Source organism: Enterobacter sp. RHBSTW-00175 (genome assembly GCF_013927005.1).
Classification (GTDB): Bacteria; Pseudomonadota; Gammaproteobacteria; order Enterobacterales; family Enterobacteriaceae; genus Enterobacter.
On sequence record NZ_CP055930.1, the window covers coordinates 834,069 to 849,744 of the forward strand.

A 15,676-nucleotide genomic window follows, 5' to 3' on the forward strand; every position below is an offset into this window, starting at 1 on the left:
GTCCTAAGAGCCCGCACGGCACAAGCCCTGCGGGCTTTTTTGTACCCTTAATTTACCCCGCAAAGTCTGAAGTCAACACATTAAATCCGAACCTTTCAGCCATTCAGAGGAAAATTTCTTCGTCGAAATAGATCGATTAACCTGATATTTAGCATGGCATTAAGTAACGAAATTACTACGCGGCAGCCCTACAGGCTTATGTAATGATCAGAACAGTATCAGAACGAATTCCGCTAAGATGAATCAGTAGGTTATCTCCCTTCGGAACCGAGGGGGAGCTATGCGGGGGAATCGGCGCTTTTAGAAGACAACATAATTTTATGCCAAATAAGCATAGTGCTGAGAGCATTTTCTAAAAATTTTATCTAAAACTCCACTGCACAGTAATAACAAACACCGAGGGTATTATTAAACCAACATCCATACCAAAATATGATGTGAAATTATACTGGAACCCATGATAAATATAAGGTGAGAAACCAACTCCAGTCACTTTTTTAAAATCATGATAAGAACCATGGTCACCACAATCGCTAAAGGCATCAAAGAAAAACTCACCTACATACCCATATATCCCCTTAAAAACCAGTCCATCGCCAAGATACGCCCAATCTTTTCTGACGCCAGCCGCTAAGCATCTGTCATTAAAGCTATTATTCATCGTACCAAGAATATAACTATATTCTGATTGTTCTGAAAATTTTCGTTCTACCGATACAAATTTGTTGTCAAGATGTTCTGTATATTGTCCATGATTATGCGTTAAATGGTAAACATAAGACCCTGTATTTATCGAATAAAGATTTATGTCATCTGCCTGACAAGTGAATGTCGCGATACATGCCGCCCCGCATAAATAATGACGTATATCTGGTTTGATTTTATTCTCATATTTAGCATTCATGATTAGGCTCTTAAAGAGAAAACGTTTTACATTTCAAAGAACTTTAAAGTCGTTTGTGATAGCAGGTGGATGTAATGTTTTACATCCACCTGCGTGGTGATATACGTTTTAGCGTTCTACAACTCTCCATCGTTTCGTTAATTGTTTTTCCATTTCAACAATCAAAAACAGAATGAATCCAATACTGAACGTTATAACCCAATACCGGAACGGCAGCGCTTCAGTGCCAAACAGCATCTGCATGAACGGTGCGTAAATGATAAGAAGCTGTAGCGCTAACAGTACGCCGCTCACGATCCAAATCCCTTTATTCTCCAGCAGGCCTTTACTCAATGAGAAGCCGTCATTCACGCGGCAGTTAAGCATGTAGAACCACTGCGCGGTCACCAGGGTTTGCAGCAGCACGGTACGGATAAACTCAGCTGAGTAACCGCGGGGCTGTAGCCAGGCTTCCAGCACGAAGGCGCTGATGGCAATCAGCAGACCGACAAACACCACGCGCCAGATGGCATAGCCGTCCATGACGTGGAGATTCGCCTTGCGCGGTGGGCGGGTCATGATGTCCTTCTCGCCTGCTTCAAACGCCAGGCCAAACGACAGTGTTGCCGACGTCGCCATGTTCATCCACAGGATCAGGACCGGCGTCAGCGGGATCAGGTTCCCCGCCAGCAGCGCAATAATGATCAGCAGAGCCTGTGCGATGTTACTGGGGATAACGAACAGAATGGTCTTTTTCAGGTTATCGTAAACCCGCCGTCCCTCATGTACCGCACGGGCAATGGTGGCAAAGTTGTCATCCGTTAACACCATGTCGGCGGCTTCCTTGGTGACTTCCGTCCCCTTAATCCCCATGGCGATACCCACGTCCGCCCGCTTGAGCGCCGGGGCATCATTGACGCCATCCCCGGTCATGCCCACCACTTCCTGTTTACTTTGCAGGGCCTGCACAAGGCGGAATTTATCCTCCGGGCTGGTTCGGGCAAAAATATCGTACTGCTGCGCGGCGTCGCTCAGCTGACGATCGTCCATCGCCTCCAGCTCACGTCCAGTGATGGCGCTAGCGGCGTTACCAATCCCCAACATTTGCCCAATACTCATTGCCGTTTGCGGGTGGTCGCCGGTGATCATCTTCACGCGGATCCCCGCCTGCAGGCAGTCGGCAATGGCGGTAATGGCCTCCGGACGCGGCGGATCCATCATTCCGGCAACCCCAAGCAGGATCACCCCATCCTGCAAATCCGGGTGATCCAGCTCTCGTTGACCGTCGCGGGCGGGTTTCCAGGCCGCAGCCACCATGCGCAGCCCCTCACGGGCATACTCTTCAATCTTCCCTTCCCAGTAAGGAAGATCAAACGGCTGCAGTCCGTCATTCGTCTGCTGGAACTGACAGAGGCGGAACAGGACGTCCGGCGCGCCGGTAATCAGAATCACCTCTTCATCGCCAAGACGGTACAACGTGGACATGTATTTATACTGCGAATCAAACGGGATTTTACTGCGCATTTCGGTATCGAGCGGTGGAATCGGGATTTTCGCCGCCAGCACCTTCAGCGCGCCCTCGGTCGGCCCCCCGGTGATTTTCCACAGCCCCTGCTCGTCTTTGATCAACTGACTGTCGTTACAGAGGTCAATGGTGCGCAGATAGCGTTCCAGTAACGACCCCTGCGTTACGCTGACGGGCGTCGGGTCATCAACGGGGTGAATATTCCCCACCGGTTCGTAACTGTCGCCCTCCACGCGATAAGTTGTGTCAGCGGTAATCACCGCTTTGACCGTCATTTCATTCATGGTCAGGGTGCCGGTTTTATCCGAGCAGATGACCGTCATCGCGCCCAGTGTTTCCACCGTAGGCAGCTTACGAATGATGGCCTTGCGACGCGCCATGGCCTGTACGCCGAGAGAAAGAATAATGGAAATGATGGCCGGCAGGCCTTCCGGCACCGCGGCAACGGCGAGGCTGATGAGCGACAGCACCAGCTCGGAAACCGGCATATCCCGGAACAGAAGACTGAAGACAAACAGCGCCACCATCATCACCAGGATAGTGATGAAGATGGTCTTACCGAGCTTATCCATCTGCACCATCAGCGGCGTACGGTGTTTTTCGATATCGGACATCATCTGGTTGATATGGCCAAGCTCGGTTTCGCCCCCGGTTGCCACCACCACGCCTTTCCCGCCGCCGGAGCTTACGGTGGTGCCGGAATAGAGCAAGTTATACCGGTCACCTAAAGGCAGTTCCCCGCTTAACGCATCGCTGTTTTTCTCAACAACGGTGGATTCGCCGGTCAAAATGGCCTCCTCCACGCGAAGGTTATGCGCTTCAATCACACGCAAATCCGCAGGAATACGATCCCCGGCGCGGATCACTACGATGTCGCCCGGGACCAACGCCGTGGTGGGGATCGTTTCATGATTACCTTGTCGCACCACCACGGCTTCGCTGGAGAGCATATTGCGAATACTTTGCAGCGATTTTTCTGCATTGCTCTCCTGAATATGGCCAATCAGCGCGTTAATGATGGCCACCCCGAGGATGACAAACATATCTACCCACTGGCCCATAAAGAGCTTGAGTAGCGCAGCCACCAGCAGAACGTAAATCAGCACATCGTTAAAATGGGCCAGGAAGCGCAGCCATGCGGGCTTGCCCTTTTTCTGCGGTAACGCATTCTCACCATACTGCTGGAGTCGGGCCGATGCCTCAGTGCTGCTCAGCCCCTCCGCGGTGGAGTTGATATTCGCCAGGGTGTCGTCAACAGTTTGTTGATAATAAGGACGTTCAGGTTTTCCTGTTTTCATCGTTCCTTCCTCAGGTTCTTTTCAGAAATCACCTTGCTTTCATGTCATTAACGAATAACGAAAACAGGAACATGTGCGTAACGCACAATACTTGCCGCCTCTGACCCTAACAGATGGGTTTGAATATTGGGATTTCGAGAACCGATAATAATTGCCCCGGCAGCAAGTTCATCCGCAAGCTTAATAACCTCATCGCGAACATTCCCGCTCCGGACATGGAGATGAATACGTTCTTCTGGCAGATTCAATTTTTTGACCAGGTCAGTCAGTTTTTCTTTCGAATTATTAATCATATATTCATCCATCTTGCGCGCATCTGAAATAAAACCACGCGTCAGTTCGGCTGAAAACCTGGGCATGACGTGCAGCAAATGAATGTCACCCGACGCGCTTTGCGCCAGAAACTGTGCATGGTGCAACGCTTTATCCGCCAGGCCAGTCTCGTAAACATCCACCGGAACCAGAATATTTTTATACATATCGAGCATCCTTTTTATAACCAACACGGTAGTGAGAGAAGCAATAAAACGCATTAAATGCAGGGGGTTACCCTTAATGCCAGCAACGGGAAAAAGAGATGAATGATATTAAACGTAGCACAGGAATATCAGGTTAAACGCTTACCCACTGATATTGGTTAATTAACATTTGTCTTTTCTCCAACTATGCTCATAGAAAGACGCTCCTTACGGCGCATGGAGGAATGAATGTACGGTTTAAGCCTTTTCCGTCTTGGTTTGTTTATCGCACTTGCCATTATTGCCAGCACGGCAATTGGCCTATTTACCTATATGGTTGTCACTGTTCTGGCAGAATAGTGTCACCCCCTGCCCTTGCTACGGAATAAATAAAACAGTTATTTATTAGGGGAATACAGTGAACCGCTACCTCTCTCTTTTACCATTCATTATGTTAACGCTCACGGCGTGCGACCCGAAACACGAGCAAGCTTCTCCCCTGCCGCGAATGGTAAAAGTGGCGGAGGTGACCGTCCCCGGTCATGCCCAGCAGCGTGTTTTCCCCGCCCGCATAGAATCGGGTGATGCAACAGACCTTTCCTTCAAGCGCGCAGGTCAAATTGAAGCGCTCGATATACGTCAGGGCGCAACCATCAAACAGGGGCAACAGCTTGCCAGACTGAATGCCCGTGAAGCCCAGCAGCGTGTTAACGACAGACAAACGGCCGCGACGCTGGCCCAGAGGCAATTCGATCGCTTCCAGACGCTGGCAGGTCGCCAGGCGATTTCGAAAGCCGAAATGGACGTGCAGCGCGCGAACCGCGATTCGGCGAATGCGTCGTTGCAGATTGCCCGTGAAGAGCTGAATCAGATGACGCTCGTCGCCCCCTTCAGCGGAACGGCGGCCAGCGTGCATGTGCGAAACCATCAGGTGGTGTCTGCCGGTCAGCCCATTGCGACCCTGACCCGCACCGACCTGCTGGACGTGGTGTTTAGTATTCCTGAGAACCTGTTCAAAACCTTTGATATCCGTAACGCGCAGTATCGTCCCGTGGTGAGAATTAACGCCTTCCCGGATCGGGAGTTTACCGCTGTCTACAAAGAGCATTCGGGCAGCAGCGACAGCAACACCCTGACCTGGCAGGTGATACTCACCATGCCGCGCCCGGATGATTTTCCCGCCGTGGGAGGCGTAAGCGGTACGGTGACTATCAATTTAACCAACCTCCCGGCTGGCGCGGGCGCTCAGGCGCTGGTCATTCCGGTTGAAGCGGTCTTTAACCCGGACAACAGCCCACGCAATGAACCGCACGTCTGGGTGGTGGCCGGGGAAGGTGACGCACTCCATCTTGAAGACCGCAAGGTCAGCGTGGGGCAAGTGACCGCAGAAGGTGTGGTGATCACCAGCGGGCTTAAGGCCGGTGAGCGCGTGGTGGCTGCAGGTGTTGGTGAGCTTCATGCTAACCAGCCGGTGCGTATCTGGACGCGTGAACGGGGACTGTAATGGATATCTCTCGTCAGTTTATCAATAACCCCATTCGCGTCTGGCTGACGATCCTGCTGCTGGGTGTGGGGGGCATTTTCGCCCTGCTCAACATCGGCAGACTGGAAGATCCCGCCTTTACCATCAAAACTGCCGTGGTCATCACCCACTATCCCGGCGCCTCTGCTCAGCAGGTTGAAGAGGAGGTTACGCTGCCGCTGGAGAATGCCCTTCAGCAGTTGCCTTATCTGGACAATGTCAGCTCCATCTCTTCAAACGGTCTGTCGCAAATCACCGTGAACATTGCCTCACGCTATCATTCGAACGAACTGCCGCAAATCTGGGACGAACTGCGCCGTCGCGTGGGCGATGCTTCGCGTCAGTTCCCGCCCGGCGTCGTTACGCCCTTCGTGAATGATGATTTCGGCGACGTGTTCGGCTTTTTCTTCGCGATTTCCGGGGATGAATTCAGTAATCCTGAACTGGTGAGATATGCCGAACAGCTGCGTCGCGAACTGATTCTGGTCCCCGGCGTCGGTAAGGTTGCCATCGGTGGGGCCATCAGCCAGCAGGTCAACATCGATATCTCCCTGACTAAAATGGCCGCGCGCGGCATTACGCTGAACCAGCTTTCCGCCCTGCTCAGCAGGCTTAACGTCGTTTCCAGCGCCGGAGAAATCAGCTCCGGAACAGAATCCATTCGCCTGCATCCGACCGGTGAGTTCGAAAATCTTGACGAGCTGGCGGATCTCATCATCACCCCTTCCGGCACCGGGGCGGCGACGCGGCTGCGGGATATCGCCACGCTATCGCGCGGGCTGAACGAATCGCCCGCCAGTATCTATCATGCCAACGGCAGAAAAGCCGTCACCATGGGCGTTTCATTTATTCCCGGCGTGAACGTGATCGACGTGGGCCACGCACTGGAGGCGAAGCTAAACCAGATGTCGGCGGAAAAACCGGCAGGGATACACATCGACCTGTTCTACGATCAGGCTGCCGAAGTGGGCCACTCTGTTAACGGTTTTATCATTAACTTCCTGATGGCGCTGGCGATTGTCATCGGCGTGCTGCTGATCTTTATGGGCGTGCGCAGCGGGATCATCATCGCCTTTTCCCTCGCGCTTAACGTACTCGGCACGCTGCTGATCATGTATCTGTGGGGCATTGAACTGCAGCGCATCTCGCTCGGCGCCCTGATTATCGCCCTCAGTATGCTGGTGGATAACGCCATCGTGATTGTTGAAGGGGTGCTGATTGCGCGTCAGCAGGGCTCCCCGCTGTTGACCGCCATTAACTACATCATCCGTCGCTCCGCCCTGCCGCTGCTGGGGGCGACGGTGATCGCCATCCTGGCGTTTGCGCCTATCGGGCTGTCACAGGATTCTACCGGGGAATACTGTAAATCCCTGTTCCAGGTACTGCTGATTTCCCTGATGCTGAGCTGGTTCTCGGCGCTCACCATCACGCCAGTGCTAATCAAGTGGTGGCTGTTTAAAACCGACAGCACACCAGAAAAAAGTAACGAGTCAGACCCTTACGACAAACGCCTCTACCGCCTTTACCAGCGCCTGCTTAATACGCTGCTGCACTGGAAAGCACCGACGCTCATCATGATGGCGGCGTTGCTGGCCGCGTCAGTCTGGGGTTTCGGCGCCGTGCGGCAAAACTTTTTCCCGTCGTCAAATACGCCGATTTTCTTTGTCGACCTCTGGTTACCCTACGGCACCGATATCAAATGGACCGAGAAAATGACCAGCGATATCGAGAAAACCATTAACGGCCAGCCGGGCGTAGAAACCACCGTCTCAACCATTGGCCAGGGCAGTATGCGGTTTATTTTGACCTACAGCGGACAGCGGCAGTACAGCAACTACGCGCAGATCATGGTGCGCATGGATGACCAGCGCAACATCTCCGCACTGACACGCCACGTCGATGAGTACATCGCCCGAAACTACCCGCAGGTTAACGCCAGTACCAAACGTGTGATGTTTGGCCCCTCCGGCGACAGCGCCATTGAGGTGCGCATCAAGGGCCCCGATCCTGACCGACTACGCCTGATTGCCAGCCAGGTGGACGATATTCTGGTGCGCGACCCGGCCACAGCAAGCGTAAGAAACGACTGGCAAAACCGCAGCAAGGTGATTCGCCCGCAGTATGTCGCCGCGTTGGGGCGCGAGCTTGGCGTGGATAAGCAGGACGTCGACAACGCGCTGGAGATGAATTTTTCCGGCAGTCGTGCGGGGCTGTATCGGGAAGGCAGCGACCTGCTCCCGGTCGTGGTACGCCCGCCGGAAAGCGAACGACTGGACGCCAATCACCTGAACAACGTGCTGGTCTGGAGCCAGACCCGACAGCAGTATATCCCGCTGAGTAACGTCGTCAGCCGCTTTTCACTGGAGTGGGAAGATCCGCTTATTCTGCGCCGCGACCGCTCGCGGGTGCTGACGGTTATGACCGACCCCGATCCGCTTAGCCAGCAAACATCAGGCGACATTCTCGCCCGGGTGAAACCACAGATTGACGCCCTCGCCCTGCCCCACGGCTACAGCATCGAGTGGGGAGGTGATGCAGAAAACTCCAGCGAAGCACAGCAGGGGCTCTTCACCACGCTGCCGATCGGATTCCTGGTGATGTTTGTTATCACCGTTTTGATGTTCAGCTCGGTGAAAAACGCCGTCGCCATCTGGCTGACCGTGCCGCTGGCGCTGATTGGCGTCACGCCGGGATTCTTGGTAACCGGTATTCCGTTTGGCTTTATGGCGTTGATTGGTCTGCTAAGCCTGAGCGGGATGCTGATCCGCAACGGCATTGTACTGGTGGAAGAGATCGAGCAGCAGAAAGCGCATAAAGATCAGCACGAAGCGATCGTTTATGCCGCCACCTCGCGCCTGCGCCCCATCTTGCTCACCGCATTTACCACCGTTCTGGGGCTGGCGCCGCTGCTGCTGGATGTTTTCTTCCAGAGCATGGCCGTTGTGATTATGTTCGGACTTGGGTTTGCTACAATCCTGACGCTGCTGGTACTTCCCGTGATTTATGCGTGCTTCCATCGTAAGGACAAAGCGGAACAACAATGAATGCGACAGGCCTGAACATTATCAAGACGCTGGGCTGTATGACGGCAGTCACCTTCTTCACCATCTACAATACCTGGGATCATTATGATTATGACTATCACTGGATCCTGGGGTTTTTAACCTTTATCTCGACCATCGCCACGCCGCTGTTTTTTGTGGTCGCGGGCTATCTCGACGGCCAGTCCCGGCACGGCACCCGCTGGCAGTTGGGCAAGATTAAAAGCCTGGTGATTGTCTTTCTGTTCTGGATAACGATCTACTACCTGTGGGAACCGTATCAGCGCGGGTATTTAATCCAGCCGTGGTTCGTGTTTGCGTTTGTCGTGATTTACACCTTCCATCCGGCGGTGGAGTGGCTCAGCCAGCGGCGCGCACTGTTCTGCGGCGTGATTGCCAGCCTGCTTCTCTTCTCCTACGGGTATGATTTGCTTTCAGCGCTCTATCCGAACGTCCACGTCTTTTCCCTTTCGCCACAGTACCGCCTGTGGACGTGGTTACTGTTTTACCTGACGGGGCAGCTTTTCTGCGATCCCAACATCGCCGAGTGGATAAGCCGCAGGAATGTGGTCAGGGCCGCGGTTATCGCCATCCCGTTTATTTATCTCTTCACCTGGTTTTACGAGCGCCACTTCTTTTTTGCCCTGTTCAAGGCTGACAGAAACGCCTTTATTCTCACCGGCTCGCAAATCTACATTCTGATCATTGCGCTGGTGATCGCGGCGAACGGCGTGCACTTTCGCCGCAATGCAGAATTGAAAGAATCCATTCTGGCCGCCATCAGCAAAACGATGACCGGCGTGTACATTGTGCACTACTCGGTGTTTCACCTGCTGACGGCGCTGTTCCCGGTGACATCTCTCGGTATGAAGCTGACCCTGATCGTGCTCACTTTCGTCACCTCGGTGCTGTTCTCCATGCTGGTGCTTTCTAACGCCGTAGCAAAAAAGGTGATCACCCTTTAAAAGCCTAAACGCAGCCAGGCAAAGAGCACGTTACCGTTGTTATAGGTCCCGGGAATATAGGTGAACTGGACGGTAACGCGCTTATACCCGGCAGAGAACAGCGGGAAGATAAACGGCAGAGGCACATAGTTCGCAAAATCATCGCGCGCCGTGATCCCCGCAGCGGCACCCAGTCCAAGCCGGAAGTCTTTGGCATTATCCAGATACCAGCCCTTCTCCCAGCCATAGCCCATCGCGGGCTGCCATTCGTTGTGCGAGTCTTTGAACATCATCGCGAAAAGCGCGCTCCAGTTGCCCTCTTCGTTATAGCGGGAGACGCCCAGCCCGCCGCCCCACGGCATTTCATTGTATTTGTCCGTTTTTTCTTTGTCGTACATAAAGCGGGCGTGCCAGCTCAAAAATGGCAGGTAGAGATCGTAACGTTGAGGCTGCTCCCAGGTTTGCGAAATATCATCCGTCAGCGCATTCCACCAGCCGCTGATGCGCTGTTCACCATAGACGCCAGGCTCCGCATGAAGCGGCGCGATGAATAAAAACAGGGCCATCCAGAATGCCGAAAAGGTGCGTTGCATCATTATTCCCTCAGCTTAACTCACGCAGCGGTCACTATTACTGTAAACCATTCAACACTTAATTATATCGCCGCTGGTGTAGATGAAATTTATCTCTTCAACATCTTCGCAGGTATCCCACGCACCTGCCCCCCCAACGTCTTTAAATTTCTGCCAACCCTCCGCCATTTATGGCAAACAGCCAAAGGCGGCATGACGACCATCTCTATATAGTTGTCCATAACACAACACTAACACCCTCTCGGGTGCAGTAGAGGTAGTCATGCGTAACGTTGAATTGAACGCGGCCGTTCGTGCTGAAATAGAAAAAGTGATCGAAGTCTCCGCCTACCTGTGGCAACGAGAATGGGCAGAGCGTAATGGTGGCAACATCTCGGTAGATTTGACGGATATCTTCGGTGAAGTACCCTTCAATCTTGACCAGTTCCCGCACTGCCCACTGTCAATGGTTGGGGGCAGCAGCGCCTTCCCGGCCGACAGTGCAGGCCATATTTTCTTCGTGAAGGGAACAGGGGAACGCATTCGCGAACTGCGCGACCCTACGCTCGCGGGTTGTGTGCTGCGTATTGATGACAAAGCACAAGGTTATCACCTGCTGTGGGGCGGTCGCGGTCAGTCTGATTACAAACCCACCAGCGAATTTATCTCTCATGTCGAAATTATCATGGATAAACAGCGCGCTGGTCGCCCTGACCGCTGCGTGGTGCACACGCATCCACTTGAGCTTATCGCCCTTTCTCACCATCCAAAATATGCCCATGACAGCAAAGCCTACACCCAGGCCTGCTGGCAGATGCTCCCTGAAGTTCGCGCCTTCGTTCCGCGCGGTATCGGCATCGTTCCTTACTGTATGCCGGGCAGTCAGGTAATGGCGGATGGCACAACCACGCAGCTGCGTCATCACGATGTGGCCATCTGGGAAAAACACGGCGCTGTTGCCACCGGTATTGATGCGTTGCAGGCCTTTGATTTCGTCGATGTCGCCAACAAAGGCGCCAAGCTGCACTTAATGTGTCTTGCAAGCGGCTTCGAGCCGGAAGGCGTAAGCATGAACGACATGCGAGAGCTGGAAGAGACGTTCGGGCTTTAATCCGCCAGCAAGAAGTAAGGCTGTTCCCCGCAGGCAATGTCAGAAATACACTGCCTGCGTCGTATTGCCCACTCCCCCGCCATACCTGTACCACAACACAAGTCACTCAACGAAATAATCACCAGTTGAAATAACAGCATATTTTAATTAATAAATAATAAAAACCTGAAAAGCTATGTTGATTTATATCAAGGTTCTTTAGCGCGGCAAGTGGAAAATTACTGGTGTTGGGAAAATTCTTATCTGATAAATAATGGAACTGGGTAGAGAATAAAATGGAAATTACACTTCAAAGCCTTGATTTTATAGCGCAATCGTTTGCAATGATGGATGCAACCACCCACACACATTCAGTAGACGCTCTGACGGGGAATATGCCGGCAGAGGTAAGAGAGGAATTTAATACCTTATACAACAAGTATCTGGATGAGATAACGCTCGATACGCATCCTGCTACCGGCGGCGAAAAAAGAGGCTAACACGATGCTGAAAACGTACGCGGTATCGACCTCTGCGGCCATGAAACGGCTGAACAACGTGTTCCTCAAAAAGGGGCAAAAAGTTCACAAAATACGGGATAAACGCGCCCAGGTTGTACTGGGTAAATATTGTATAAAAGATGTCGAGACCGGCGATATTATTTCATTCTCCAGCCAACTGACCGACTGGTTAAAAGAGGAGTGGCTGCTGGGGCATGAGGAGTTCGTCACAGACGAAAATATCAATATGGATGGATATCAACAATGTACAGGCCAATAGTTGTTGTACTGTTCATTCTCCTGACGCTCTCAGCGCTGGTCGAAATGGGTTATTTAACACTCGGGTAATCAGACCCTGAAATATAATGCGCGGGAAGTCGCTGACCATTTACAGTTTTTTCCTAAAGCCTTCCCCGCATTCATCATGCCATTCTTAATCACGCTCATAATACGAAAATGTTAATTGAGGATGAATGATGAAAAAAACAATTATTGCATTATCTGCCGTTCTGCTGGCTTCTCCTGTTTTTGCCGCGACCACACATGCCACCGACGATACCGTTGCTGCCGCTACGGCTAATGCCAACGACGCGAAGCAAAAGCTGCACGAAGAGCAGAACAAAGGCGAAGAGCTTAAGCTGAAAAAGCAACATGCCGCTGAAGGTAAGAGCGAGAACTTCTCCAGTAAGGTGAGTGAAGACTCCCAGAAAGCCTGGCATAAAACCAAAGAAGGCACCGAAAAAGGTTGGGATGCAACCAAAGAAGGGGCTGAAAAAGGCTGGAACAAAACCAAAGAAGGCGCAGCCGAGCTGGAAAAGAAAGTCACTGAATAATGTCCGAAAAGGTCGCGAGAGCGGCCTTTTTTATTTCCCCGCCCTTTTCCCCTTTCATTCCACCTGAAACCGCTAATATTGAAGCGTAAAGACCGCACATTCTTCATCCCATGAAGAGAGGTACACGCACATGAATATTGAAGAAGTGGCGCCAGAAACCTGCGGTGTCACGGTCGAGCTGTTGACGAGTGTTGATCTGGGTCCTGAAATTGCTGGCATGGAAGGTCGTCAGTTACGTATGCGCAGGGTCACCATCGCGCCGGGCGGCGTTTTCGGGCCTGTGCATAACCATATCGACCGTCCAGGCACGGTCTACATTTTACAGGGCACCATCACCGATCACCGAAACGGTATTGCCACCGATTACGGCCCCGGCGTGGGATGGCCGGAAGATCACGACACAACGCACTGGCTCGAAAATCGCGGAACACTTCCTGCGATCGAAATCTCCGTCGATATCGTCCACATCGCCTGACAGAAAACCCGGCCTCTTTGTGCCGGGTTTGTTGTTGCGGGCCGAATAAAATCTCTGCTCCATGCGTTAACACTATACCGGAATGATGGAGAGCCTTGTATGACGCGTTTTGCCACCCTGTTGATTGTTATTTTATTCAGCCCGATGCTGCTTGCGGCACCCGTTCGTTATGACATCGACCAGCAGAAAACAGGCATTGTGCTGTCGTGGCGCGCGTTTGGTGGGATCCTTTCCCAGGCGTGGCTGAAAGACGTCACCGGAAGAGTCACCCTCGATCCTGATAACGAATTTAATGACCAGATCCAGGTGACGATCCCGGTTGCGACGCTGATGGCGTCCAACAGCCTTCTCACCTGGCAGCTCAAAAGTAATATGTTTTTCGACGCCGAGCGCTATCCGACAATCGCGTTTATCAGCGACCGGGTCGTTATCCTCCAGAAGGGGCATTTTCGGGTGTTTGGCGTTCTGGACGTGCGGGAGATACGTCGTCCGGTCATTCTGGACGTCACACTTGAAGAGCAATCGCCATCATCGCTGACTCTCCATGCCACTACCGCTATCTCGCGTTCGGCATTCGGTCTGGATCGCTTCGCGATGGTTGTGGACGACCGCATTGCTATCGATATTAATATTGGGGCGCATCCACTGTCCGGGTCAGCCAATCACCCGCAGTAGCGCCTGCGCCGTTGCCTGGAGTTCTGAGGCCGGGTTTCGGCCAATCAGCACATACTGATGCCCGCGATGATTCCACCAGGCCAGGTTCATGCTGTGTCGTTTTTCCTGTTTAACCGGCGTTGTCTCCCCCGTGTCCGTGGCGGAAATACACAGCGCCATCGGGCCATAGTCGTGATGAAGCCAGGCAATCTGCGCAATCGAGGTGCGTTCGTAACGTAAAATACGCACCATCTTCAGCTCTGCCCCCGGCAGCATCAGCTGCTGTTCATCCAGCTGTAGCCCCAGATCCTGTGCGGTGCGGGCCAGACCACGTTGAAGCACCGGTGCGGCACTGTCGGCGTCCACCAGCGTTTCGGTACTGTAAAGCGACATATATTGCGCTTCCAGATCGCGGATCTGCGCACTCTCGTCGCGCTCTCCCGACGATGTTCGCACCAGATACCCCACGCCAGTTCCCAGCACCAAAAAGCTCAGCGATGCTGCAATTAATGCGCGGCGGCTGACATTTGCCTGCGGCGGCGAATTGGCGGCCAGATGTGCCTCCAGCCGTTCCTGCATTCGGGCCAGCGGCGCTTCGTTAAGTAACGGGGCAAACGCGCTTTGATAATCCTGATGGCTTTTACGCAATTCAGCCGTGCGCCCGGCAAGCTGTTCATCACGTTGCAGATACTGTTCAAACTGGCGCGCATCCTCGCTCTGCATCTCGCCATCCAGCCAGGTGACAATGGCATCGTCGTGATACGGGGGAGTAAAACGGGTAGTTTTCAAGAGCGTTTCTCCTTTGCAGTGGGCGGCAGGTCAAACGACTTCACCAGCGTCGCGCGCGCGGTGGCTAAACGACTCATGATCGTGCCAACAGGAACCGCTAACGTGTCCGCCGCCTCCTGATAGGTAAACCCTTCAACATAAACTAAAAACACGGTATTCCGTTGCGCCTCAGGCAGCGCATTCACCCGCTGCATAATTTGCCGGTAACGCAGGCTGTCATCATTGCTTTCGCGGGTATCTGGCGCTTCCAGTTCGTCGCTTTCCACAAAGCCCTGCCCCTGCCGGACACGACGCGCACGCAGATCGGAAACCCATATTGAATGCAGAATCGAAAACAGCCACCTGTCGATGCGCGTACCCGGCGTAAACTGCGCGCTCTTTTCGAGCGCACGCACGCAGGTGGACTGAACCAACTCTTCGGCAATATCACGATTTCGCGACAACACCAGCCCGTAGCGCCACAGGCGCGTCAGGTGTGCTGCAAGCTGCTGGCGAACGTCACTGGTTGTGATTTTTAGCTCCTCCCACGGGGCTCAGGACTCAGAATGTCCGTTAATGGCGGCCTGCAAATCGCGATACTCTTCGCAGGTCTGGCCACAAATACCGGCAATAACTTTCAGCTGTTCTTTTGCCAGATCGGGGCGACCTTTTACCATCCAGGCTTCGCCCAGGTATTCACGGGCTTTGGCGTAGTTAGGCTCCAGGGCAAGCGAACGCTGGTAATAGCCAATCCCTTCATCCGTGCGGCCAAGCTTACGCGTCGCGTAGCCCCGGTAGTTCCAGGCTTCTGCCGTATTGCTGTTTTTCAGGGTATCGAGCAGGTTCAATGCTGCCTGATACTCCCCTTTTTTTGCCAGATGATAGGCATAGTTGGTCTTGTCCTGATCGCTCAGACTGCTGGTTTTATCCGGTACACATTTCTGGCTTACGCTGTCGTATACCTGCCCGGACGGGCAATCAGGTGTTTTACTCTCAGTACTATTATTACCCATTGCCAGCGCAAGTGGGGATTGCAGGAAAAGCACCAGTGCTGAAACGGCCAGGTAACGAGTCGTGGTCAACGTTTTCATGTTCTGCTCCAGGATAAATGCA

16 protein-coding genes are annotated in these 15,676 nt (G+C 53.0%); 9 read left to right on the forward strand and 7 right to left on the reverse strand.

Annotated elements, in window-relative coordinates:
- Nucleotides 1-361 precede the first annotated feature (361 nt).
- From HV107_RS03950 to HV107_RS03960, 3 genes are all read right to left on the reverse strand, one after another.
- Nucleotides 362-904: a hypothetical protein gene (locus tag HV107_RS03950; RefSeq protein WP_259349682.1), complete on the reverse strand. Its 543-nt coding sequence runs from the start codon at nt 902-904 to the stop codon at nt 362-364.
- 108 nt (nt 905-1,012) lie between these two features.
- The gene (locus tag HV107_RS03955) at nt 1,013-3,706 is read right to left on the reverse strand and encodes a cation-transporting P-type ATPase (protein ID WP_182062138.1); all 2,694 of its coding nucleotides are present in this window, start codon (nt 3,704-3,706) and stop codon (nt 1,013-1,015) included.
- A 47-nt stretch (nt 3,707-3,753) separates the two neighbouring features.
- Nucleotides 3,754-4,185, reverse strand: coding sequence for a universal stress protein (locus HV107_RS03960; RefSeq protein WP_182063452.1), 432 nt, complete (start codon nt 4,183-4,185; stop codon nt 3,754-3,756).
- 397 nt (nt 4,186-4,582) lie between these two features.
- Between HV107_RS03960 and HV107_RS03965 the strand changes: the two genes are divergently transcribed.
- The 3 genes from HV107_RS03965 to HV107_RS03975 are packed head-to-tail and all read left to right on the forward strand — an operon-like array spanning nt 4,583 to nt 9,692.
- A complete protein-coding gene (locus HV107_RS03965; RefSeq protein ID WP_182062139.1) occupies nt 4,583-5,668 on the forward strand; it encodes an efflux RND transporter periplasmic adaptor subunit in 1,086 nt (361 codons plus the stop codon).
- Nucleotides 5,668-8,730, forward strand: coding sequence for an efflux RND transporter permease subunit (locus HV107_RS03970; protein WP_182062140.1), 3,063 nt, complete (start codon nt 5,668-5,670; stop codon nt 8,728-8,730). Before HV107_RS03965 ends, HV107_RS03970 begins: the two co-directional genes overlap by 1 nt.
- The gene (locus HV107_RS03975) at nt 8,727-9,692 is read left to right on the forward strand and encodes an acyltransferase (protein ID WP_182062141.1); all 966 of its coding nucleotides are present in this window, start codon (nt 8,727-8,729) and stop codon (nt 9,690-9,692) included. The genes HV107_RS03970 and HV107_RS03975 overlap by 4 nt, the downstream gene beginning before the upstream one ends.
- On the opposite strand, the gene pagP is transcribed toward HV107_RS03975, so the two are convergent.
- Nucleotides 9,689-10,264: a lipid IV(A) palmitoyltransferase PagP gene (pagP, locus tag HV107_RS03980; RefSeq protein ID WP_182063453.1), complete on the reverse strand. Its 576-nt coding sequence runs from the start codon at nt 10,262-10,264 to the stop codon at nt 9,689-9,691. The two genes, HV107_RS03975 and pagP, sit on opposite strands and share 4 nt — an antisense overlap.
- Nucleotides 10,265-10,526: 262 nt before the next feature.
- On the opposite strand from pagP, the gene rhaD reads away from it, so the two are divergent.
- From rhaD to HV107_RS04010, 6 genes are all read left to right on the forward strand, one after another.
- Nucleotides 10,527-11,354 (forward strand): rhamnulose-1-phosphate aldolase, encoded by an 828-nt coding sequence (gene rhaD, locus HV107_RS03985; protein WP_014071428.1) that lies wholly within the window; start codon nt 10,527-10,529, stop codon nt 11,352-11,354.
- A 275-nt stretch (nt 11,355-11,629) separates the two neighbouring features.
- A complete protein-coding gene (locus tag HV107_RS03990; protein ID WP_182062142.1) occupies nt 11,630-11,833 on the forward strand; it encodes a hypothetical protein in 204 nt (67 codons plus the stop codon).
- 4 nt (nt 11,834-11,837) lie between these two features.
- Nucleotides 11,838-12,113, forward strand: coding sequence for a hypothetical protein (locus tag HV107_RS03995; RefSeq protein ID WP_182062143.1), 276 nt, complete (start codon nt 11,838-11,840; stop codon nt 12,111-12,113).
- Between the two features lie 196 nt (nt 12,114-12,309).
- Nucleotides 12,310-12,666, forward strand: a complete 357-nt coding sequence (locus tag HV107_RS04000; protein WP_182062144.1) for a hypothetical protein — start codon at nt 12,310-12,312, stop codon at nt 12,664-12,666.
- 130 nt (nt 12,667-12,796) lie between these two features.
- Complete coding sequence (locus tag HV107_RS04005; RefSeq protein WP_182062145.1) at nt 12,797-13,141, forward strand: cupin domain-containing protein; 345 nt, start codon at nt 12,797-12,799, stop codon at nt 13,139-13,141.
- Nucleotides 13,142-13,240: 99 nt separating this feature from the next.
- Nucleotides 13,241-13,816, forward strand: coding sequence for a YceI family protein (locus tag HV107_RS04010; protein WP_182062146.1), 576 nt, complete (start codon nt 13,241-13,243; stop codon nt 13,814-13,816).
- Here the strand turns inward: HV107_RS04010 and HV107_RS04015 are convergent.
- The 3 genes from HV107_RS04015 to HV107_RS04025 are packed head-to-tail and all read right to left on the reverse strand — an operon-like array spanning nt 13,796 to nt 15,654.
- Complete coding sequence (locus HV107_RS04015) at nt 13,796-14,584, reverse strand: anti-sigma factor (protein ID WP_182062147.1); 789 nt, start codon at nt 14,582-14,584, stop codon at nt 13,796-13,798. The two genes, HV107_RS04010 and HV107_RS04015, sit on opposite strands and share 21 nt — an antisense overlap.
- Entirely contained in the window at nt 14,581-15,057 is a 477-nt protein-coding gene (locus tag HV107_RS04020) for a sigma-70 family RNA polymerase sigma factor (RefSeq protein WP_259349699.1), read from the reverse strand. The genes HV107_RS04015 and HV107_RS04020 overlap by 4 nt, the downstream gene beginning before the upstream one ends.
- Before the next feature lie 60 nt (nt 15,058-15,117).
- Nucleotides 15,118-15,654: a tetratricopeptide repeat protein gene (locus tag HV107_RS04025; protein WP_182062148.1), complete on the reverse strand. Its 537-nt coding sequence runs from the start codon at nt 15,652-15,654 to the stop codon at nt 15,118-15,120.
- Between the last annotated feature and the right edge of the window lie 22 nt (nt 15,655-15,676).